Annotated in this window: 17 protein-coding genes; 10 read left to right on the top strand and 7 right to left on the bottom strand. The window is 61.3% G+C overall.

Annotation, left to right across the window (positions count from 1 at the left end; all coding sequences use genetic code 11):
* Positions 1-180 precede the first annotated feature (180 nt).
* Both dnaN and ABDZ98_RS08900 read left to right on the top strand, forming a co-directional pair.
* Positions 181-1,308 carry a DNA polymerase III subunit beta gene (dnaN, locus tag ABDZ98_RS08895; protein ID WP_160589628.1) on the top strand — a complete coding sequence of 376 codons (1,128 nt, stop codon included), beginning with the start codon at positions 181-183 and terminating at the stop codon, positions 1,306-1,308.
* Positions 1,308-1,688 (top strand): hypothetical protein, encoded by a 381-nt coding sequence (locus tag ABDZ98_RS08900; protein WP_160589627.1) that lies wholly within the window; start codon positions 1,308-1,310, stop codon positions 1,686-1,688. The genes dnaN and ABDZ98_RS08900 overlap by 1 nt, the downstream gene beginning before the upstream one ends.
* Before the next feature lie 22 nt (positions 1,689-1,710).
* Here ABDZ98_RS08900 and ABDZ98_RS08905 read toward each other — a convergent pair whose 3' ends face one another.
* Positions 1,711-3,027 (bottom strand): FAD-dependent oxidoreductase, encoded by a 1,317-nt coding sequence (locus ABDZ98_RS08905; RefSeq protein ID WP_160590200.1) that lies wholly within the window; start codon positions 3,025-3,027, stop codon positions 1,711-1,713.
* 213 nt (positions 3,028-3,240) lie between these two features.
* Between ABDZ98_RS08905 and ABDZ98_RS08910 the strand changes: the two genes are divergently transcribed.
* From ABDZ98_RS08910 to ABDZ98_RS08935, 6 genes are all read left to right on the top strand, one after another.
* Positions 3,241-6,012, top strand: a complete 2,772-nt coding sequence (locus ABDZ98_RS08910; RefSeq protein WP_337190140.1) for an EAL domain-containing protein — start codon at positions 3,241-3,243, stop codon at positions 6,010-6,012.
* 130 nt (positions 6,013-6,142) lie between these two features.
* Positions 6,143-8,329, top strand: coding sequence for an EAL domain-containing protein (locus tag ABDZ98_RS08915; protein ID WP_343806634.1), 2,187 nt, complete (start codon positions 6,143-6,145; stop codon positions 8,327-8,329).
* Between the two features lie 61 nt (positions 8,330-8,390).
* Positions 8,391-10,211 carry a translation elongation factor 4 gene (gene lepA, locus ABDZ98_RS08920; RefSeq protein ID WP_160589625.1) on the top strand — a complete coding sequence of 607 codons (1,821 nt, stop codon included), beginning with the start codon at positions 8,391-8,393 and terminating at the stop codon, positions 10,209-10,211.
* Positions 10,212-10,286: 75 nt separating this feature from the next.
* A complete protein-coding gene (locus ABDZ98_RS08925; RefSeq protein ID WP_160589624.1) occupies positions 10,287-10,598 on the top strand; it encodes a DUF6481 family protein in 312 nt (103 codons plus the stop codon).
* 66 nt (positions 10,599-10,664) lie between these two features.
* Positions 10,665-11,558: an HNH endonuclease gene (locus tag ABDZ98_RS08930; protein WP_160589623.1), complete on the top strand. Its 894-nt coding sequence runs from the start codon at positions 10,665-10,667 to the stop codon at positions 11,556-11,558.
* 317 nt (positions 11,559-11,875) lie between these two features.
* Complete coding sequence (locus tag ABDZ98_RS08935) at positions 11,876-12,532, top strand: hypothetical protein (RefSeq protein WP_160589622.1); 657 nt, start codon at positions 11,876-11,878, stop codon at positions 12,530-12,532.
* A gap of 55 nt (positions 12,533-12,587) precedes the next feature.
* Here the strand turns inward: ABDZ98_RS08935 and ABDZ98_RS08940 are convergent, their stop codons facing one another.
* The 4 genes from ABDZ98_RS08940 to ABDZ98_RS08955 form a co-directional block, all read right to left on the bottom strand.
* Entirely contained in the window at positions 12,588-14,666 is a 2,079-nt protein-coding gene (locus ABDZ98_RS08940) for a hypothetical protein (RefSeq protein ID WP_160589621.1), read from the bottom strand.
* A gap of 264 nt (positions 14,667-14,930) precedes the next feature.
* Positions 14,931-15,116 carry a Flp family type IVb pilin gene (locus ABDZ98_RS08945; protein ID WP_237437355.1) on the bottom strand — a complete coding sequence of 62 codons (186 nt, stop codon included), beginning with the start codon at positions 15,114-15,116 and terminating at the stop codon, positions 14,931-14,933.
* Between the two features lie 210 nt (positions 15,117-15,326).
* Positions 15,327-15,539 carry a Flp family type IVb pilin gene (locus tag ABDZ98_RS08950; protein WP_160589620.1) on the bottom strand — a complete coding sequence of 71 codons (213 nt, stop codon included), beginning with the start codon at positions 15,537-15,539 and terminating at the stop codon, positions 15,327-15,329.
* A gap of 178 nt (positions 15,540-15,717) precedes the next feature.
* Entirely contained in the window at positions 15,718-16,695 is a 978-nt protein-coding gene (locus ABDZ98_RS08955) for a methyltransferase (protein ID WP_160589619.1), read from the bottom strand.
* A 159-nt stretch (positions 16,696-16,854) separates the two neighbouring features.
* Between ABDZ98_RS08955 and ABDZ98_RS08960 the strand changes: the two genes are divergently transcribed.
* Positions 16,855-17,763, top strand: a complete 909-nt coding sequence (locus ABDZ98_RS08960) for a CmcJ/NvfI family oxidoreductase (RefSeq protein WP_160589618.1) — start codon at positions 16,855-16,857, stop codon at positions 17,761-17,763.
* Between the two features lie 62 nt (positions 17,764-17,825).
* Here the strand turns inward: ABDZ98_RS08960 and ABDZ98_RS08965 are convergent, their stop codons facing one another.
* A complete protein-coding gene (locus ABDZ98_RS08965; RefSeq protein WP_160589617.1) occupies positions 17,826-19,154 on the bottom strand; it encodes an MFS transporter in 1,329 nt (442 codons plus the stop codon).
* 194 nt (positions 19,155-19,348) lie between these two features.
* Between ABDZ98_RS08965 and ABDZ98_RS08970 the strand changes: the two genes are divergently transcribed.
* Positions 19,349-20,143: an outer membrane protein assembly factor BamD gene (locus ABDZ98_RS08970; RefSeq protein ID WP_160589616.1), complete on the top strand. Its 795-nt coding sequence runs from the start codon at positions 19,349-19,351 to the stop codon at positions 20,141-20,143.
* Positions 20,144-20,165: 22 nt separating this feature from the next.
* Here the strand turns inward: ABDZ98_RS08970 and ABDZ98_RS08975 are convergent, their stop codons facing one another.
* On the bottom strand, positions 20,166-20,495 hold the full coding sequence (locus tag ABDZ98_RS08975) for a PilZ domain-containing protein (protein ID WP_160589615.1): 330 nt from the start codon (positions 20,493-20,495) through the stop codon (positions 20,166-20,168).
* Between the last annotated feature and the right edge of the window lie 37 nt (positions 20,496-20,532).

Raw genomic sequence — 20,532 nt, forward strand, 5'->3', positions numbered from 1 at the left:
GCAATTGCGCGTGCGACCGAAACCAGAAACACGCTTTTATCCCCAAGGAATCAGCCTTAACGTCGTTCAATCCTTGCCCCCTTTGGCTCCCCCGTTAAGACTGTCCGCATCATTTCCGGCGCTTTTGGGCGATTCCGGTCCCCTCCGGACAGCCAGCGCGCGAATAGGGGTTAGTACGCAATGAAGGCCACCATCGAACGCGCGAAGTTGCTGCGCTGTTTGTCCCACGTGCAATCCGTGGTGGAACGGCGCAACACGATCCCGATCCTGTCCAACGTGCTGATCGAAGCGTCGTCAGACGGTACGGTAAAGATCATGGCGACCGATCTCGACCTGCAGGTCATCGAAAGCCTCGATGCCGCATCGGTGGAAGATGCCGGATCGATCACCGTTTCGGCCCACCTGCTGTTCGACATTGCCCGCAAGCTGCCCGATGGATCGCAGGTCAGTCTGGAAACGGCGGAAAACCGCATGGTGGTGAAGGCCGGACGCGCACGCTTCCAGTTGCCCACTCTGCCGCGCGATGATTTTCCGGTAATCGTGGAAGGCGACCTGCCGACCAGTTTCGAAATTCCCGCCAGCCTGCTGGCCGAACTGATCGACCGCACGCGCTTTGCCATCTCGACCGAGGAAACGCGCTATTACCTCAACGGCATTTTCCTGCATGTCGCCGAAGATGACAAGCCGGTGCTGAAGGCTGCCGCTACCGATGGCCACCGCCTGGCGCGCTTCACCATCGATCGCCCCGAAGGCGCAGAGGGGATGCCCGACGTGATCGTGCCGCGCAAAGCCGTGGCCGAATTGCGCAAGCTGCTGGAAGAGGCGCAGGACGGCAATGTGCTGGTGGACCTGTCCGCCTCCAAGATCCGCTTCACGCTGGGCGGGGAGGGCGGCGTTGTCCTCACCAGCAAGCTGATCGACGGCACTTTCCCCGATTACAGCCGCGTTATTCCCACCGGCAATGACAAGCTGCTGCGCGTCGATCCCAAGGCATTTTTCGCCGGTGTCGACCGTGTGGCCACCATCGCCACGGAAAAGACCCGCGCGGTGAAGATGGGGCTGGAAACGGACAAGGTCACCCTGTCCGTCACCAGCCCGGACAACGGCAATGCGGCTGAAGAAGTGCCCGCCGATTACAAGTCCGAGCCGATGGAAATCGGCTTCAACGCCAATTACCTCAAGGACATCCTCAACCAGATCGACAGCGATGTGGTGGAACTCCACCTCGCCGACGCCGGAGCGCCCACGCTGATCCGCAAGGATGAAAACAGCCCGGCGCTCTACGTTCTTATGCCGATGCGCGTGTGATGATGCGCAAGCTGGCATTCGCGGGCGCTGCACTGGCAATGCTGCCGGGGGCGGCGATGGCGCAGGACGTGGCTCTTGACCCGATCGAGGCCAAGCAATGTGCCGTCTGGGCATCGATGTTCAGCACGCAATTCGAAGACGAGGAAACGCGGCAGGCATTCATCTACGCGGTCAATTATTTCGTCGGCTATTACGAAGGCACAACCGGACAGGGTATCGGTGACCTTGAAGATGAAGAGTCGATTGCCGCAGTCGAAACCCGGTTTGCGGATTTTTCACAGATTTGCGGTGCCCACATGCAAGGCTTCGGCACACGCATGAGCGCGTGGGGCGAGTGGTTGAGCCAGTTCGGCAGCGAGACGGCGCAAGACGCGAAATAGCGCCGGAAGCCTCGATCTCGGCTTAATCCTTCGCCCTGATCATCGCCGCCACATCGACGAATTTTTCACGCGGGGCGCCTTCGCGGGCGAGCTTTTCCTCGGCTTCCTCGATCTTCTTCCAGTCGCGGAAAGTGACCACGTCCAGCCCGCGCTCCCTGGCCAGCAGATCAAAGCCTTCGCGGCCTTTCTTGTCGGCGCTGCCCAGCGCGCCGCTGGCCATATCCTCGGTAATCCGGTCAATGATGGAATAGCCATCGGGGCGGTTGGTGCCGATCGTGCCCGACGGTCCGCGCCGCGCCCAGCCAACGCAATATATGCCCGGCAGGATGCGCCCTTCGTCATTGGCGAAATGGCCCGCGCGCTCATCAAACGGCACGCCCGCGATGGGCACGGTGCGATAGCCGATGCAGGACACGACCATGTCCGCCTTGATCGTGCCCCTCTGGCCCGTTCCCTGCGCCCGCCCGCGCACTAGCGCGGTCTGTTCGACGACGATTTCCTGCACCTTGCCGTCGCCGTGCAGTTCCACGGGCTGGGCGAAGAAGGCGAACTCGATGGCGATGGGTTTTTCGGCGCGGATATGTTCCGGGATGGCGGCAAACTGGCGCAAGATGGTGACGCTCTTGCGCAACCCCGGCTCCAGCAGCGCATCCTCCGCCTCATCGGGCAGGTCGCCGGGCGACACATGCGGGCAGGCGCGTTCCAGGTGGCCCAGTTCGCCCAGTTCCTTTGGCGTCATCATGATCTGGTGCGGCCCGCGCCGGCCAAGGATCACGATCCGCTCCAGCTTCGAGGCGCAGATCGCTTCGAGCGCGTGCGAAACAATATCGCTGCCGGCAAATTCGCAGCGGGTCTTGGCCAGGATGCGCGCCACGTCGAGCGCGACATTGCCCATGCCGATCACCACCGCAGTCTTGCCCGAAAGATCGGGGTTCAGATCGGTGAATTGCGGGTGGCCATTGTACCAGCCGACAAAGGCGGCACTGCCGAACACATTGCCAAGATCCTGCCCACTTATCCCCAATTCACGGTCTTTTGGCGCGCCCGTGGCCAGAACAACTGCGTCATAAAGCCCGCGCAGCTCATCCAGAGAGACGTCGCGGCCCAGCATGACATTGCCGGCAAAGCGGACATTGTCGGTCAGCGCGACTTTCTCATAGCGCCGGGATACGCCCTTGATGGACTGGTGATCGGGCGCGACGCCGGTACGGATTAACCCGTAAGGTACTGGCATTAAATCGAAAATATCGACCCGTAAATCGTCACCAAAGGCCTTCTGCGCAGCTTCCGCCGTATAATAGCCTGCTGGCCCCGAACCGATAATCGCGATGTGACGAATGGCCATCAATACCCCCTCAACTGGCAGGTGGGGCGATAGTAACTCGAAAGCGCGGCCACTCAAGTGCCCGCGAAGGCGAGGAATTACCTTCAGGCAGGCGACCGTTTCTCACCTGCCGGTTAACTCTTTTTCAAAGCCAACTGCTGCAATGCATCCGGCATGGTTGGGGCGAAACAATTGCAGCGCATACGCGGCGCACGGGATATATCATCCGTGAGCGATGCCCCCGTGCGTGCGCAACCTCCCGGTTCTGCCCCGCAGATCAAGGCGATTTCAAAGGCGCTGGCGCCCCATCCAGCCTCTACCTCTACCTCTACCTCTACCTCTACCTATCCCGGTCCCGCCTATCCCGGTAATGCCGGCAAACCCGCAATGGCGCCTGACAGGCGCATGACCACCCGCCGTGACGTGCAGCCAGAGCGCGCATTGGTGGTGACCGCGCCGCAGCCGAATTTCGAGGAATTGTTTCCTCACCGCTGGCCCTATCTGGTCCTGACGCTGATGATGGCGGTTGGCGTGGGAATGGTCACTGTCGGAGAGCGACCGGGCGTCGTCACCACCATCACCCTGCTGGCCGCCGTCGCCATTGCCTCGCTGGTCGGGCGCGCGCACCGCTTTGCCGGCCACGCTTCGCAGTTTGGCCGGATAGCATGCACTTTCGCCGTGGTTATCACCCCCTTGCTGCTGTTCGGCTTTGGCATGACCCAATGGGCAGTGCAGGGGAATCTTCCCTGGGATGTTGCGGGCGCCGGTCTTCTTGGCGTTGGGGCGATTGCCGCGGCCTATCTGCGCCGCCAGCCGGGCATGATCCTTGCCGCGCAATTTTCCATCTGGAGCTCGGCGATTATTTCCGGCTTCTCGCTGGCAGGCATTGCCGCGCTGCTGGCCGCAGCCGTTCTTGCCATTTTTGTGAACCGCGAACAGCTGGCCGAACAATCGAGTGAACAGCAATTGCGCGCCGCGCAGGAACGCGCGCAGACGCGGGCGCGAGACATTCTGTCCGATTATGAAGGCACAAGGCAGGGCTGGTTCTGGGAAACCGATCGCCGCTCTCTGCTCACCTATGTTTCGGGACCGGTCGCTGAATCGCTGGGCCTGAATTCCGAAAACCTCATCGGTCAGCCGCTGGTGCAGCTGTTCAACCTCGACGTATCGGGTGATGAGAGCCAGCGAACCTTGATGTTCCATCTATCCGCCCGGTCGGCCTTCAAGGAACTGCCGGTACGCGCGGCCAATGGGAGGGAGGAACTGTGGTGGTCTGTCAGCGGTCGGCCGATCTATGACAGCTTCAACAATTTTGTCGGCTTTCGCGGTTCCGGAACCGATCTGACAGAGCGCAGGCGCAGCCAGGAAGAGGCTTCGCGGCTGGCCAAGTTCGATTCGCTGACCGGCCTCGCCAATCGCTTCCAGATTACCCAGGCGCTGGAAAAGATCCTCACCTCCCAGCAGGTCGCCAATCGCGAATGCGCCGTGCTGCTGCTGGATCTGGATCGCTTCAAGCAGGTGAATGACACGATGGGCCACCCGGCCGGCGATGCCCTGCTCAAGCAGGTCGCCAAGCGGCTGGAGCGGGCAGTTGGCAAGATGGGCCAGGTCGGGCGTCTGGGCGGCGATGAATTCAAGGTCATCGTGCCGGGCCGCAACCAGCGCGAGATACTGGCCGATCTGGCGCGCGAGATCATTCACGCGCTTTCGCAGCCCTATGCCATTGATGGCCAGCGGGTGGTGATCGGCGTTTCCATCGGCATTGCGCTTGCCCCCGAAGACGGTGAGACGAGCGACGACCTGATCCGCAATGGCGATCTTGCGCTCTATGCCGCCAAGGATGCGGGCCGTGGCCGCTATCACTTCTATGCCGAGGACCTGCATGCCGAGGCCGAGGCCCGCGCGCAGATGGAAGAGGATCTGCGCGATGCCATCGCCAAGGGTGACCTGCAGGTCTATTATCAGCCGGTCATCTGCACCGCGACGGAGAAGATTGCCGGGTTCGAGGCGCTGTTGCGCTGGCATCATCCGGTCAAGGGCTGGATTCCTCCGTCCCGCTTCATCCAGACTGCCGAGGACACCGGGCTGATTGCACAACTGGGCGAATGGGCGCTGCGCACCGCATGCCATGACATGGCAAAGATGCCGGAAGATGTGCGGGTCGCCGTCAATGTTTCACCGCTGCAATTCTCCAGTCCCAATCTGCCGGGCGTGGTTACCAGCGCGCTGGCTCAGGCCGGCGTTTGTGCCGATCGGCTGGAGCTGGAAATCACTGAAAGCGTGTTTCTGTCCGACGATGAGGGCACCGATGCGATGTTCGCCGCGCTCAAGCAGATCGGCGTGCGTCTGGCGCTGGATGATTTCGGCACGGGCTATTCCTCGCTCGGCTATCTCAAGAAAGCGCCATTCGACAAGATCAAGATTGACCAGAGCTTTGTGCGCGGGGCCACGCAGGAAGGCAGCCGCAACGGCGCCATCATCGCTTCCATTACCAGCCTGGCCCATGCGCTGGGTATGGAAACCACCGCCGAAGGGGTGGAGACGCTGGACGAGCTGGAACTGGTGCGCATGCATGGTTGCAGCCACGTGCAGGGCTATATTTATGAGCGTCCGCTCAATGCCGAGGCGGCGCTGGAGCGGCTGGAATCGGGTCTTGCGGCAATTGCCAATGGTCCGCGTTCGGCCCGTGCGCCGCGACAGTCCATGCTGCGCCGGGTTGTTCTGGACCATTGCGATACGCTGTATAACGGCACCATCCGCAATATCTCGACCACTGGCGCCTTGATTGAAGGCCTGTGGAATGTGCCCGATGGAACGGTGTTCAAGCTCCAGATTTCACAGGATTATTACGTCGCCTGCACATCGCGCTGGTGCGAGGAGAACAAGATGGGCGTGGAGTTTGCAAACCCGCTGCAGCGCGATGCCGCGGGCCGTATTCTGGCAGTTCTGGGGGCTTCTCCACAGCCCGTGGTTAACGGTGAACTCAAGAAGGCCAGCTAGCGCAATCGCCGCCGAAGTGACGAATTAAGGATTTGGTAACTCTGATCCTTTACACTTGATCCCCATCAGTCGGGGTCTTTCCCCGTTGGCAGTGCCTTGGGGGGTTCGACGGGAAATGGTTGTACGAAACATGTTGCGGAAAGTGGGTGGCAGCTCCGCCAACTCCGCAGCTGTGCGTGAAAAATCCCCTCAGGTTCAGATCGACCAGGCCGCACGGCTGGCCATGCTTGATGCCTTCGAAGAGAACGAGATCGGCTGGTTCTGGGCCACCGATGCGGAGAACCGGCTCACCTATCTCTCCAACTCCGCGGCCAAGAAATTTGGCGACGGCAAGCAGGTTGTCGGCCAGTCGCTTGCCGAGCTGATCGAGACTTTCGATGAAAGCAGCGACAAGGAGGGTGAGAGACCGCTAAGCTTCTTCCTCGGATCGCGCACCAGATTCCGCGATCTTGTAGTGCGGCTGAGAGGCGAGGATGACGCGCAATGGTGGAGCATCACCGGGCGGCCGCATTACGACGAGGCGGAAAGATTCATCGGTTTTCGTGGCAGCGCAAAGGACATTTCATCCGAATTTGTCCGCCAGCGCAGTGAATCGCAGCTGGCGCAATACGATACGCTGACAAGTCTGGCCAATCGTCACCGCATGGAAAAGCGGCTCGATTCCATCCTCGCATCCTATCGCGTCGCCAAACGGTCCTGCGCCTTGCTGATGATGGATCTGGACAAGTTCAAGAAGGTCAATGACACGCTTGGCCACCCGGCCGGTGATGAATTGCTGCGGCAGGTCGCGCAGCGGTTGCAGCGCATTGTTGTCGCACCTGCGGAGATCGGCAGGCTGGGCGGCGATGAATTCCAGATCATCGTGCCCGATGTGGATGATCGCGGGAAGCTGGGTGAACTGTGCAAGAAAATCATCCAGATGGTTTCCCAGCCTTATTCGCTGAACGGTGACCGGGCCACCATCGGCGCGTCAATCGGCATCGCCATTGCTCCGTATGACGGGCTGAACCGGCAGGAACTGGTCAAGAGCGCCGACCTTGCGCTCTATGCCTCCAAGGCCGGAGGGCGCGGGCAATACCGCTTTTATTCCAGCGACCTGGCCAATGATGCCCGCCGTCAGCGCGAGATCGGTGAGGAACTGGCCGACGCCATCGTCAATGATGAACTGACGATGCACTACCAGCCGATCGTCCGCAGCACGGATCACAAGGTTATCGCATTCGAAGCGCTGATGCGCTGGGATCATCCGGAACTGGGGGCTATCGGCCCCGGCACCTTCATCACCGTGGCCGAAGAGATCAACCTGATCAGCCGGATCAGCGAATGGTCGCTGCGCCGGGCGTGCACGGATGCAATGCAGTGGCCGGGCGACATCCGCGTTTCGGTGAATATCTCGGCCCAGCAGTTCTTTGCCGGCGGCCTGCCATCGCTGGTGGCCACGATCCTGGACGAAACCGGCCTGCGCGCCAACCGGCTGGAGCTGGAGATTACCGAAGGCGTGTTCATGGGGGAAAGCTCCATGGTCGACGCCATCTTCGCCAAGCTGACCAAAATGGGCGTGCGCCTCTCGCTGGATGATTTCGGCACCGGCTATTCCTCGCTCGCCTATCTGCGCCGCGCCCCGTTCGAGAAGATCAAGATCGATCAGAATTTCGTGCGCGGGTGCTGCGAGGAAGGCAATCCCAACGCCGCCATCATTACTGCCATCATCAGCCTGGCCCACGCGCTGGACATGCAGACCACGGCAGAGGGCGTGGAGGCGATGGACGAGCTGCGGTTGCTGCTGGGACTTGGCGCCACGCAGATCCAGGGCTTCATCTTCTCCCGCCCGGTCTGCCAGGACGTGGTGATGGAAAAGCTCGCATCGGGTGATTTCATCTACGAGCCGGTCGGTCCGGCAAAGCACCGGTCAGACCGGCGCACGCTGTATCGGCGCATTGGTGTGATCCATGAGGATCACCGCTATGATGCCGTGCTGCGCAATCTGTCGCGCACCGGTGCGATGATCGAAGGGCTGCTGGATGTTCCCATCGGCACCGATCTGGTGCTGGACCTGGGCGGCGGCCAGCTGGCCGTGGCAATGGTGCGGCGTTCGCAGGATGCCACACAGGGCGTGCAGTTTGAAACACCGCTGATCAGCGACGGGGCCAATGGCCTGTGCACGCGCCACCGCGTATCGCCCTATCAGCTGGCCGCAGCGGGCATGCCGCTGGCATCGCTGAGCGCAGACAGCACCGCCCCGGTAAGCCCCGCGCCCGCCCGCGCACGGCGTTTCATGCAGGTGGATGTGTCATCCGCATCGAGCCGCGCAGCATAAAAAGGCGCGTTGCTTGCGTCTGACTGCTGACACGGGGGAGAAGGGCGGCTAGAGGCGGCGCATGTCTACAGATATGTCGCTGATCCGTAACTTCAGCATCATCGCCCATATTGACCACGGCAAGAGCACGCTGGCCGATCGCCTGATTCAGGAGACCGGCGGCCTGACGGAGCGTGAGATGAGCGAGCAGGTGCTCGACAATATGGATATTGAGCGCGAGCGCGGGATCACCATCAAGGCGCAGACCGTGCGCCTGAACTACACCGCCAAGGACGGCAGGACCTATGAGCTCAACCTCATGGACACGCCCGGCCACGTCGATTTCGCCTATGAGGTGAGCCGCTCCCTGGCCGCGTGCGAAGGCGCGCTGCTGGTGGTGGACGCGGCGCAGGGCGTGGAAGCGCAGACGCTTGCCAACGTCTATCAGTCGATCGAACACGACCATGAGATCGTGCCCGTCATCAACAAGATCGATCTGCCCGCCGCAGAGCCGGAGAAGGTGCGCGCGGAGATTGAGGACATCATCGGCATCGATGCCAGCGATGCCGTGCTCACCAGCGCCAAATCGGGCATCGGGATCAAGGATGTGCTCGAAGCCATCGTGGCCAAGATTCCTCCGCCCAAGGGTGATCGCAACGCTCCGCTCAAGGCCATGCTGGTCGATAGCTGGTATGACCAGTATCTCGGCGTCGTCATCCTGGTGCGGGTGATGCAGGGCGTGATCACCAAGGGGCTGAACATCACCTTCATGCAGGGCGGCACCAACCATCTGGTGGACCGCGTGGGCTGCATGCGCCCCAAGCTGGAACTATTGCCGGAACTGGGGCCGGGCGAAATCGGCATCATCACCGCGCAGATCAAGGAAGTCGAGCAGGCGCGCGTGGGTGACACCATCACCACGGTGAAGAACGGTGCGAGCGAGGCCTTGCCCGGCTACAAGGAAGTGCAGCCGGTGGTGTTCTGCGGGCTGTTCCCGGTCGATGCCGCCGATTTCGAGAAGCTGCGCGAAAGCATCTCGCGCCTGCGCCTCAACGATGCCAGCTTCACTTTCGAGATGGAAACCAGCGCCGCGCTGGGCTTTGGCTTTCGCTGCGGCTTCCTGGGGCTGCTGCATCTGGAGATCATCCAGGAACGCCTGACCCGCGAATATGATCTGGACCTGATCACCACCGCGCCATCGGTGTTCTACCGCATCCAGCTGCGCGCCTCCAAAACCGATCCGGCGGAGGAGATCATGCTCCACAATCCCGCCGATTACCCCGATCCCAGCCGGATCGAGAAGATCGAGGAGCCGTGGATCAAGGCCACCATCTACACGCCCGACGAATATCTCGGATCGATCCTCAAGCTGTGCCAGGACCGGCGCGGCATCCAGACCGATCTGACCTATGTCGGCGGGCGCGCGCAGGTAAGCTATGAACTGCCGCTCAACGAAGTGGTGTTCGACTTCTACGACCGCCTGAAATCGATCAGCCGCGGCTATGCCAGCTTCGATTACGAACAGATCGGCCTGCGTGAGGGCGACCTGGTGAAGATGAGCATTCTGGTCAACGGCGATCCGGTGGACGCGCTGTCGATGATCGTCCATCGCGGCGTGGCCGAGGCACGCGGCCGCCACATGTGCGAGCGGCTGAAGGACCTCATTCCCCGTCACCTGTTCAAAATTCCCGTGCAGGCTGCTATAGGTGGCAAGGTCATCGCCCGCGAAACCATTGCCGCCATGCGCAAGGACGTTACCGCCAAATGTTATGGCGGCGATATCAGCCGCAAGAAAAAGCTGCTCGAAAAGCAGAAGAAGGGCAAAGCCAAGATGCGCGAATATGGCAATGTCAGCATCCCGCAGGAGGCGTTTATCGCAGCCCTGCGGATGGGCGAGGAGTAGGCGAACGCCTGCCCGGTCACGCCTGAATTTCCGGCCGGTCCAACCCCGGCTAACCAGAAAAGAACGCAATTAATCATGGCTGCATACAAAGAACCCGGTTTCGAGGAGCGCACTGCTCTGGCCCAGAAGGCACGCGAAAAGGCGCTGAAAAAGCTCGCCGACAAGCCGCCCGTGGATCCTGAGGTCCTGGCCCAGCGCAAGGCAGCAAGGCTCGCCCGCGAAGCCGCCGCCGCCGAAAAGAGCCGCGCCCGCAAGGCCGCGATCGAGCAGGCCAAAGCCGACAAGATCGCCGCCGCGAACGCAGCCAAGGTGCCAGAACCAACCGAGGAAGAACTGAAAGCCGCCCGCGACGCCCGCTATGCGGCGAGGAAGAAGCGCAAACGGTGATGTGAGCAATCCGCAGGCGGCGTTAATCGCTGCCTTGCGGATGGGTGAGGGGTGGAGTCTAAGAAAATGTCGTTCGGCGTGTTCATCCATCGAGCAGATTCAATTTACAACGACAGTCCGGCTGAGCGCTATCAATTCCCTCCGCAATATCTGGGTCGTGCTGAGCCGAGCATTGGCAATTGGATAGTCTATCTTGAACCGACAAAAGTCCCGAATTCCAGGGGCTACTTCGCTGCCGCGAAGGTCGAGAAGATTATTCCGGACCCCACCAATCGGGGTATGTATCTCGCGCTAATCGAACCCGGTACTTACATTGACTTCGCAAATAGGGTTCCATTCAGCGGACCAGAAGGACCGATAGAGCGAGGTCTGCTCAACGATGCGGGCGCTCTTTCAGGTCGCGCTCAATCTGCGGTGCGGCCACTATCTGGTACCGACTTTGCCCGCATCGTCGAGGCTGGCTTGCCAGATGATGAGGACATTCTCCCTAGAATTGACCATGGGGAGGATGAGAACCGCGTTCGGGAAGTGCAAACGTCTTTCGAGATCGAGAGGCCGATTGTTCAGACGCTGCTCTCACGAAAAAAACGCGACCGCCTCTTTCGGCGGGCAGTCCTAGCCGCTTACGATAGCAAGTGCGCCATGACGGGTTGGAAGCTCATTAATGGAGGAGGGCGGGCAGAGACCGAAGCCGCGCATATCCGACCAGTCGAGCACAAAGGCCCCGATAGCATCCAAAATGGCATTGCCTTGTCAGGCACAGTCCATTGGATGTTTGATCGTGGATTGATTGGTCTATCCGACGATCTGGATATTCTCATCTCTCGGCAAGTGAATGATCGAAGTAGTGTGGAGGCCATTCTCAACAAGACTGGAAAGGCTCTTACGCCAGAGCGCATGGCTTCGCGTCCGCATCCGACATTTCTCCAATGGCATCGAGAGTATTGCTTCAAAGGCTAGCTGAACAGCCTAGATTCGACGCGCTCCGGATTCGCTTGCGTGGCAGACCTTTGGCGTCCAATCCCTCAACTCCAGTAACCCCCGGCATACCCTGATCGCGTCCGGCCTCGGCCGGTTCTCGCGATCTTTGCTGGTCATTCGTCGCGCTCCTTGTCGGGGTCGATCCATTGCCAGCCCTCATCCTCTTCCACCTTGCGGTCCCACGGCAGGTCCATGCCGGTCCGGTTGCGCCGGCCGGATTGACCAGAAACAATGCGCTCGTCACATTTGCCGGCAATGGTGGTCTCTTCGCTGTCCCAGAGATGGAGTGAGTTACCATGAAAGCCGCACTCGCATTCCCCGTGATCACCGCCTCGTTTGCCCTTGCGATCGGCGCAAGTCCGGCGGCGGCGCAGCAGGCCGGGCCCTATACTCATGAGCAGTGCCGCGCGGCCACGGCGGTGCTGGCCGAGACGGACGGGCGCGACAGTGATGCGGCCGACATCGTCATGAGCGAGGATTGCGAGGCCTATCGCCGCGCTTTCGCCTTCGACGTGTCGCAGGACATGGAAAGAATGAAGGCGCTGCTGAAAGACAAGGGCATCGACTACGAGAGCGCCCTGACCGAGCGGATTCTGGAATGCGAGCGGCGCACCCACGCGGTGATGCTCCAGCCGGTGGCGCCGGGTGAACCTGCCCGCAACCGCGATGAAATACTCGAAGCCTGCGCGGCCAATGCCCAGATGTCCCTCTATGCTGCCGCCATTGTCGAGCTCAATGCCGTCGAACGCCGCCGTCACGAGATCGAGCAGCGCGATTACGAGACTGCGGTGGAAGCCAGGGACCTGCGGATTCGCGAACTTGAGCAAATGGAGCGTGACCGCCAGCGGGCGATCGAAGACGCGCGTATCGCCCATGAAAACGCCATGGCCGACTGGCGCCGCCGCGTGGCGTTGTGCGAAAGCGGCCAGATCGAATATTGCCAGCCGCAGTGACGCCGTAGCGCCGCTGGTTCTGCGTGGTCAGGAGCGCCTGCAATTCCTGCGGCTCCTACCTGATTTCCTCACTGTCCTCGATGATCGCGATGGCTTCCTGCCGGGCCTGATGCTTGAGCGATTCGAACATTGAGCGGGCCTCGGGCGCGTTCAGCATGTCGAGGTTGATCACGTCCTGGCCAAAGGCCTCGGGAATGGCCTCGGTCATGCGATAGCCGTATTTCTGCGAGACCCAGTTTACCGCAACCTCGCAGAATTTCACCTCCTGATAGGGGCACCTGGGCTGCCATTCGGCCAGGAATTCGCGCTGCCACTGGACGATCATCGCCTGCAACGGATCGCTGGGGAGCGAGGCTTGCGCAGCCTCTTCCTGCTGGACGTCGGGCGAGTAATTATAGCTGCGCGAACAGATCGTTTCGGCATGGCAGCCAAAATCGTGCCCGCCCGGCGGCAAGGTCAGGCTCAGCTGCGGGAACCAGATGTCCCAGTCCCAGTCCTTGCTCCACGCCTTGACGTCGACAAAGGCGTTGACGGTGATGCCGGGGGTGAGCGTGAAGCCCAGATTATAGGTCGGTTCGGCGATGGTGAAGCTGCTGGCATGGCTGATCGGATCGACCGCCAGATCGAAGCGCTGTCCGGGCCGGGTGATGTGCATTTGCGTTCCTGCCAGATTATCGGTCAGCAGCATCTCCAGCCGGTCCGAAGTCAGCCCCAGCTTGACGGAGGGATGGATCCTGGCGCCCACGAACCAGAAATTGGCGCGTCCTCCGATCAGGTCTATGTTGCGGAACACCTGCTCGGCCGATGGCGGTGAGGCCTGACCGGGTGCCGGGGGCGCGAACTGGCCGTTGGTGAAGGGCGAGGGCAGGCCATCTGTGAAATCATGCGTCACCGAAAAACCGACCGAGCCGGTTCCCATCGCCGGAACCTTGTAGCCAAAGCCCGCCCTGGCACCCACTTCGGCGACCAGTTCCTGACCGTTGAACAGTTGGTCGGCGGGCAGGGCGGTTGAGCTGAAATCGGCAGCGGAGCCGTTTACCGGCGCGATCGTGGCGGTGAAATGCGCCTGCTCGTTATTGCCGGTGCGATTGTAGCTGTAGGTGCCGCCAACCTCGATCGGCAGGCGCAGGCCAAAGCCGTAATCGAAGCCGGCATTCATTTCGACGTAATAGGTCTTCTTGCAACTGACCACGCACCAGTTGATCGTGACCGACACGCGCTTGCGCCATTCGTGCGAGCGATTGACGGTGAATCCGGTGAGGAAGATGCGGTCGGGAATGGCATGTTCGGCGTCGACGACCTCGATCGGCTGCGGCAGGAAGAAATCGCGCGCGGCCACGCCGGGAGTGGCGATGGTGAAACCTGGCCGTTGCAGGAAGATCGGTCTCATCTGTTCGGCAGACGGCACAAACATGGTCTCTTCAAGTTGGATCACGGCAGTGTTGACGAGTTCGGCCTCCAGCTCCTCATCGGTGAGCCTGGCATAGCGCGCTGCATCTTCCGCGCCGATCTCGCGCTCAATCGTGGCCCGCTGCGCCGGGTCGCGCAGCATGGCGCGCAGGCTGGCCATATCGGTGGCGATCTCCGCGGCTTCGGCCTCCCGTCTTGCCCCAAGCGTCCTGTTCCCGAGCGGGATAGTTGTCCCGGAAACATAGCGCGCGCTGGCCGGATTGGCGCGGGCGGCTGTGCGTTCCTGCTCGCTCATGCGCGTGAAGCAGGATGCCCCTGCGCGCGCCAGTTCTTGCCTGTTGCGGCTGTCGGAGCAGGAGCGCGGCAGCATCCGATAGGTCAGGAACTGGCGGATGATCAGGCCACCGCTGGCTTCCATGACGTCCATGCTGTCATGCACATCCGTCACCAGTGCGCTGCGCTGCCTGAGGCGGCTGGCCAGATTTACCGGCGCATCGGGATTTTGCAGCACGGGGCGCATATTCGCCCGCACCGGGCCGATCTGGATTTCCGGATTGCGCCGCAGCTCCTCGACCGAGAAGGATCGCCTGATTTCGAGCGACCTGATCAGATCGCCTGTTGTACCGGCCTTCAGTGTGACCGATTCCGGATCGTCATAGCTTTCCACATCTGCTGGCGGAACAATCTGGGTCGCTGGCGCCTCGATCTGAAGTTCAGGGCGCAAGACGGGCCGCAGTGTCGGCCGGGTCTCCAGTTGCTGAGCCGATACCCCGCTCGCTGCTCCGGCTATGGCCATGCTGATTGCGGCAGCTGTGTACCTGGAAAACCGCAGCGTCATGGCACCTCCTCACCAGGCCCGTCTGGTATGACACCTGATGGAAGCAGTGGGCCACACTTGGACCGTGGAGGCATTGATTTTTGTCAAGGTTGGGGCTGTCCGCATGGTGCGCTGCCGCCCAATCAGGAAAGCGCCAATCAGGCGCTTGGCTCAAGGCGTTTCGTTGGAATCGTGCAGCCCGGTCTGCATGGCTTCGTAGAAGCCGCCCACTTCGGTTCCCAGCGAGGATATCCCGCCGACGACTGTCATGGCGATAAGCGAGGCGATCAGGCCATATTCGATACCTGTCGTGCCGTCCGTATTTGCGCATAGCGCGGCCAGAGTGTTGAACATCATGTTTCCCCATGTCTCCGCACCGACTCGGGTCTTCGAAACAGAGCCGGTGCAGTTACCATGTGTGCGCCAGATGCGGTTACGGCGGTGCTACCAGTTGGCCTTAAGGTGAAATTAGCTATGTCCGGCAAGCCCGTGCCAATATGTGTGGCACATCCGTGGCGGGGACCGTCAGGCGCGCGTGCGAGGTCATGGGCAGGCCATGGCGCAGGCTCAAGTGGGCGAAGGGGCAGGCTCCGCCTCGGTCTCATTGACGGCCTCGTCGATGGACGTCTCTATGTTCTGGTAATGGGTGGTCACTTCGCCGCCAAGCGAGGAAAATGTGCCTGCCAGCGCAACCGCGATCAGCGCTGCGATCAGCGCATATTCGATGGAGGTCGCGCCAGCCTGATCGGCCAGCAAATGCCGGTTCTTGCTGCATTGCATGTCTGTTTCCCCTGGTCCCGGCGACAGAATGGTCTGCCGCGTGAGAAGCCATAGGGGACGGGGCTTCCAGATATGGCTGATGCGCCCCTAGGGGTGAACCCCTAGAGGCAGCATGTCAGAGGCAGCAGCTCAGCGCAGGAAACAGTGCGGGGCCAGTGCAGGGCCATTGCGAGGCCTCTCAGGGCTTGACCGCGCTGACCAGCGAGTAATAGCCGCCGCCGGTGCGGGTGGCCTGCACATTGGTGAAGCCCGCGCTTTCCAGGATGGCGCGGAATTCGGGCAGCGAATATTGCTTGCCCAGCGTGCCCACCAGCATCATCAGGCTGAACGCGGCGGCTTGCCAGGGACCGGCCCCGTCATCATCCATAAGCACTTCGGAAAGCAGGATTTTTCCGCCCGATGGCAGCGCGTCAAAGCTCTTCTTGGCGAGCAGGCGATTGGTCTCTTCCGACCAGTCGTGGAACACGTTGGCAAAGAAGTGCGCACTGTGTCCGGTCGGCCATTCCTGCTCGAACATGTTCACACCGGCGGTGGAAACACGCCCGGTAAGGCCGGCTTCCTCCACGAATTTATGCGCCTCGGCGCACATTTCCTTGAGATCGAGCAGCGTCACCTTGATCCGTGGATTGGCCTTGGCGATCTCGATCCCGTAGACACCCGATCCGCAGCCAACATCCATCAGGCTGTCCAGCTCGGCGAACAGCTGCTGCGATGCCGCACCGCGCGCCGGAGCCATTGAATGGGCGTGCATGAAGATGGCGATCCGCTCAGCCACTTCCTGGCTCATCGTTCCGCGTTCCCATTCCGGCCCGCCAGAGACGTTGCCCACGGGACGCTTGCCGGTCTTCAGGGTCTCCAGCAATTGTGCGTGGAGCGGGTTGGTTTCGCGAAAGCGGAACAGGAAACCGCCCCAGTATCCGACCGCGTCGGGATGGAGCCAGGTGCGGGCAGCGGGCGTGGCAGCCCATTTGCCGTCGCGCTTTTCCACCAGATCGCACGCGGCCAGCGCGCCCAGATGGATGCCAAGCGCACGCTCGTCCACCTTCAGTTCGGCAGCGAGATCGGCAGTGTTCATGGGGGTATTGCCCAATGCGCGAAACGTCCCCACTTCATCGGCCACGGTCGCCACTGGCAGACGAAACTGTGATTCCCACATATCCCAGATTGCACGGTCATCCGCGCTTGGTGGCAAAGGCCCCATCGAATCCCTCCCTCATTGTTTTCAGTGATGGAGGTTAGTGCGCAAGCTTGCAGTTCGCCAGTGCCTCATGGCATATTCCTAACGAACGTTACAAAACAGATGGGGAGAGGCCCGATGGCCACCGCAGCATTGGACAATATCGAGGATAATGCACGCCAGGTTCGCGCCATGATGCGTTATGTCGATGAGGGCGATTTCGTCACCCGCCGCTATGTCAGCCAGGGGGCGGAGATCAACACCGGCACCTATTCGGACCATGAGATCACCATCCGTGACGGCATGCCGATCCGTGACCATTTCGATCTCGATACGCATGGCTTCATGATTACCAAATGCCCGTCTGCCGTCACCGATTTTCATGACAAGGCGATGGTCGATGCGCTGTATGAAAAGGAGGTCGAATGCGATGTGATGCGCCTGACCGGTGCCGACAAATGCGTGGCGCGCGGCTGGATGATCCGCACCAGCGCCGATCTTTCAGCCAGGGCAAAGCAGAAGGCGCAGAATTATCAGCATCAGGGCGGCATCCAGCCACCTGCGGGTGAGGCGCATGTCGATACCAATACCAACACCGCGCGGCGCATGGCAGAGGCGACCTACAAGCAGCATTTCCCCGATGGCCCCGGCTTCAAGCGCTTTCTGGTCACCAGCTACTGGCGCACCTTTTCGCCTCCGCCGCAGGACGTGCCGCTGGCGGTGTGCGACGGGCGCACCAGCTTTGGCGGGGAAGAGAAGAGCAACACGCTGTTCATTGTCGATGAATTCCCCACCGGCGATGATCTGGTCAAGCCGATTGAGGGTGAGGAGGACATCCTCGCCGCGACGATCTTCTCCTATCATCACGGCCACCGCTGGTGGTATTTTCAAGGGATGCAGGCCGATGACGTGCTGCTGTTCAAATTCCATGACAGCGATCATGACCGCACCTGGCGTTGCCCGCACTCCGCCTTCATCGACAGCAGCGCGGTGAACCCGCATATTCGCGAAAGCATCGAATGCCGCAGCGTGGCCTTCTGGGAGTAGATCGGCGGATCTGAAAGCTTCTGGCCAATAGCTTCTGGCCAAAAGCTTCTGGAGCAACCCGTTCAGGCCGGCATGGGCTGCACTTCCGGGGGCGGTGACGGCCTTGGCATGCGCAGCAGGGCGAAGCTGATTGCTGCCAGCGTGAAGATCACCGCCGCACCTGTCAGCGTGCGCACATGGTCTTCAATGCCGCCCAGCCAGGCGAAGGTCCACGCGCCGATCGCCACCGGGAAGTTGGCGATCGAATTGTAGATGGTGAACTGCGTGGCCGACGCGCGCTTGTCGGACAATTGCATGCGCAGCGGGTTGGTCGTGATGCTGGAAAGGATCGTCAGCAGCGCCCAGCATGCGGTCAGGGCGATGAAGAACGGCCGTTGTGCCCATACAGGCTGCGCCGTCATCAGGACCAACACCAGGCCGATATTGAGCGCGCACACCAGCACAACAGACCAGCGCGCACCCAGCTTCAGCGTCAGCGCGCTGCCCAGACCCAGAGCGATAATGGCGCAGATCAGCTCCAGTGTGGACACCATCGAGGTGTAATACTCGGTACTCATCGCCAGGAATGTCACGGCCAGCAGCGGCCACATCGGGATCAGCATGCCCTCGGCAACGCGCAGCAGGCTCTGGCTGATCACGAACCACAGGCTGGCGCCGCGCAGCAGCGATTTGAGCGTCACCCAGATCAGTCCATCCCATCCCAGCCATTTGCTGGTCTGCACGGCCAGTGTGGCGGCGGAGGCCTGCCCCTCGCTCCACGGAAAGCGCTTTTCGCCCGGATGCTCGCGGATCATCACGGCATAGAGGGTTGGGGCGAGCAGCACCGGGATGAACAGCAGGAAGGTGATTGCCGGACCCAGCGTGACCAGCCCGATGCCGCTGGATACCGCAGCCAGCGCACGCCCGATGAATTGACCGCCAAACATGAAGGAGCTGGCAGTACCCTGTTCCTCCTCGGGCAGCAGGTCCACGGCCAGCCCGTCCACCGCCACATCCTGCGTGGCCGCGCCGGCCATCACCAGGAATGTGACCATGATCAGCGCATCGATGTCTTGCGGGCCGGGAGCCAGCACGGCGGCGCCGACAAATCCGCCGGACATCAGCAATTGGGCAAATATCAGCCATCCGCGCCTGCGCCCCATGGGCAGGTAGGAATAGCGGTCCATCAGCGCGGCAACGGCGAACTTCCAGCTCCACGGCAGATAGGCAACGCCAACCAGCGTGGCGACATTGGCGCTGGATCCGCCATTTGCCGCCACCCAGGCAGGAATGGCGACGATGGTCAGGCCCACCGGCAGTCCCTGGCCGAAATAGAAAAAGAAGAAGGTAAACAGCCGCAACAGGCGGTTTTCTGACAGGACGAGTCCCTTGCGGCCAGTTCCCGTGCTCATCGCCCCGTACACATAGAATGTCCTCCCCCAAGGACGCGCCACCTGACGGTGGTCTGCAAGCCGCGAGTATGGATTGGTTTGAGGCAGAGTCCAGATGTGACACGGCCCAAAAGTGCCCGCGGCGGATTTTATCCGCGATCCACATGACTGACTTCACTTGGCGTTCAGTAAAGCGCTGGCTATAGGCGCTTGTCATGAGGCATTCTTACACCAAGACAGTATCGCTGGCCGCCGTGGCGCTGGCTCTTTCGGCTTGCTCCGGCATGGGCGGCGGCTCTGGCCCGCGTGAGACGGCTTATGTCGCGCGCGACGTGGAATCGCTCTACTCGGCGGCAAAGGGCCGGCTGGACCGCGGGGACCTGCGTGTCGCCGCCGCGCTGTTTGACGAGGTGGAGCGCCAGCATCCCTATTCACCCTGGGCGCGCCGTGCCCAGTTGATGAGCGCGTTCGCTTATTATGCCGGCCGCAGTTACAATCAGGCGATCCAGTCAGCCACGCGCTTCCTGTCGATCCACCCGGGTAACCGCGATGCGCCCTATGCCTATTACCTGATCGGCATTTCCTATTACGAACAGATCAGCGATGTGGAGCGCGATCAGGCGATTACCCGTCAGGCCCTGCGCGCGCTGAACGAAGTGGTCCGCCGCTATCCGCGCAGCGATTATGCCGCCGATGCGCGGCTGAAGATCGATCTGGTGAACGATCACCTTGCGGGCAAGGAAATGGAAGTTGGCCGCTTCTACGAACGCACCGGCCAATGGCTGGCAGCGCAACTGCACTTTGAAAAGGTGGTGGAAACCTACCAGACCACCAGCCACACGCCTGAGGCGCTGTATCGCCTCACGGAAACCAGCCTGGCGCTGGGTATCCCCGAGGAAGCACAGCGCTATGCCGCCGTGCTGGGGGCCAACTATCCGGGCAACGAATGGTATGAAAAGGCCTTCGAACTGATCGAGAAGCACGGACCGGAAGTCGGCCTGGGCGGCTGATAGCCGACCAGTGCGGCGCTGTTCAGGTGCCGTAACAGGTTTCGCTCACCGCAATCCGGTTGGCTTCCAGCAATTGCGTCAGTTCGGGCAGGTGCATCGACCGCGCCAGCATGATTCCCGCCAGTCCATCATGCGCCCAGCGGATGGTTCCGGGTAGTTCCTTTCCGCACGATGTCATCACCGTCACTTCGTCGCCCGGCTGATATGTGCGGCGCCCCAGATTGCTGATCCGCGCACCTTGCTGCGACAGTTCGATCAGCAGGCCGCGTGCGGGCTTGCGTCCAGGTATGACCACTTCCACCGGCAGGCGCAGGGCATAGCGCTTATGTGCTCTGATCGTCAGGACAGACATGGTTTGCGCGAATCCCCTCTGCTGGCCGCACCGGGGC

Source organism: Alteraurantiacibacter aestuarii (assembly GCF_039523595.1).
Taxonomy (GTDB): Bacteria; Pseudomonadota; Alphaproteobacteria; order Sphingomonadales; family Sphingomonadaceae; genus Alteraurantiacibacter; species Alteraurantiacibacter aestuarii.

What these genes read in the sequence shown, in the direction of transcription:
- dnaN (WP_160589628.1), top strand. Translation starts at nt 181, where the DNA reads ATGAAGGCCACCATCGAACGCGCGAAGTTGCTGCGCTGTTTGTCCCAC.
- ABDZ98_RS08900 (WP_160589627.1), top strand. Translation starts at nt 1,308, where the DNA reads ATGATGCGCAAGCTGGCATTCGCGGGCGCTGCACTGGCAATGCTGCCG.
- ABDZ98_RS08915 (WP_343806634.1), top strand. Translation starts at nt 6,143, where the DNA reads ATGTTGCGGAAAGTGGGTGGCAGCTCCGCCAACTCCGCAGCTGTGCGT.
- lepA (WP_160589625.1), top strand. Translation starts at nt 8,391, where the DNA reads ATGTCTACAGATATGTCGCTGATCCGTAACTTCAGCATCATCGCCCAT.
- ABDZ98_RS08925 (WP_160589624.1), top strand. Translation starts at nt 10,287, where the DNA reads ATGGCTGCATACAAAGAACCCGGTTTCGAGGAGCGCACTGCTCTGGCC.
- ABDZ98_RS08930 (WP_160589623.1), top strand. Translation starts at nt 10,665, where the DNA reads ATGTCGTTCGGCGTGTTCATCCATCGAGCAGATTCAATTTACAACGAC.
- ABDZ98_RS08935 (WP_160589622.1), top strand. Translation starts at nt 11,876, where the DNA reads ATGAAAGCCGCACTCGCATTCCCCGTGATCACCGCCTCGTTTGCCCTT.
- ABDZ98_RS08945 (WP_237437355.1), bottom strand. Translation starts at nt 15,116, where the DNA reads ATGATGTTCAACACTCTGGCCGCGCTATGCGCAAATACGGACGGCACG.
- ABDZ98_RS08950 (WP_160589620.1), bottom strand. Translation starts at nt 15,539, where the DNA reads ATGCAATGCAGCAAGAACCGGCATTTGCTGGCCGATCAGGCTGGCGCG.
- ABDZ98_RS08955 (WP_160589619.1), bottom strand. Translation starts at nt 16,695, where the DNA reads ATGTGGGAATCACAGTTTCGTCTGCCAGTGGCGACCGTGGCCGATGAA.
- ABDZ98_RS08960 (WP_160589618.1), top strand. Translation starts at nt 16,855, where the DNA reads ATGGCCACCGCAGCATTGGACAATATCGAGGATAATGCACGCCAGGTT.
- ABDZ98_RS08965 (WP_160589617.1), bottom strand. Translation starts at nt 19,154, where the DNA reads ATGAGCACGGGAACTGGCCGCAAGGGACTCGTCCTGTCAGAAAACCGC.
- ABDZ98_RS08970 (WP_160589616.1), top strand. Translation starts at nt 19,349, where the DNA reads ATGAGGCATTCTTACACCAAGACAGTATCGCTGGCCGCCGTGGCGCTG.
- ABDZ98_RS08975 (WP_160589615.1), bottom strand. Translation starts at nt 20,495, where the DNA reads ATGTCTGTCCTGACGATCAGAGCACATAAGCGCTATGCCCTGCGCCTG.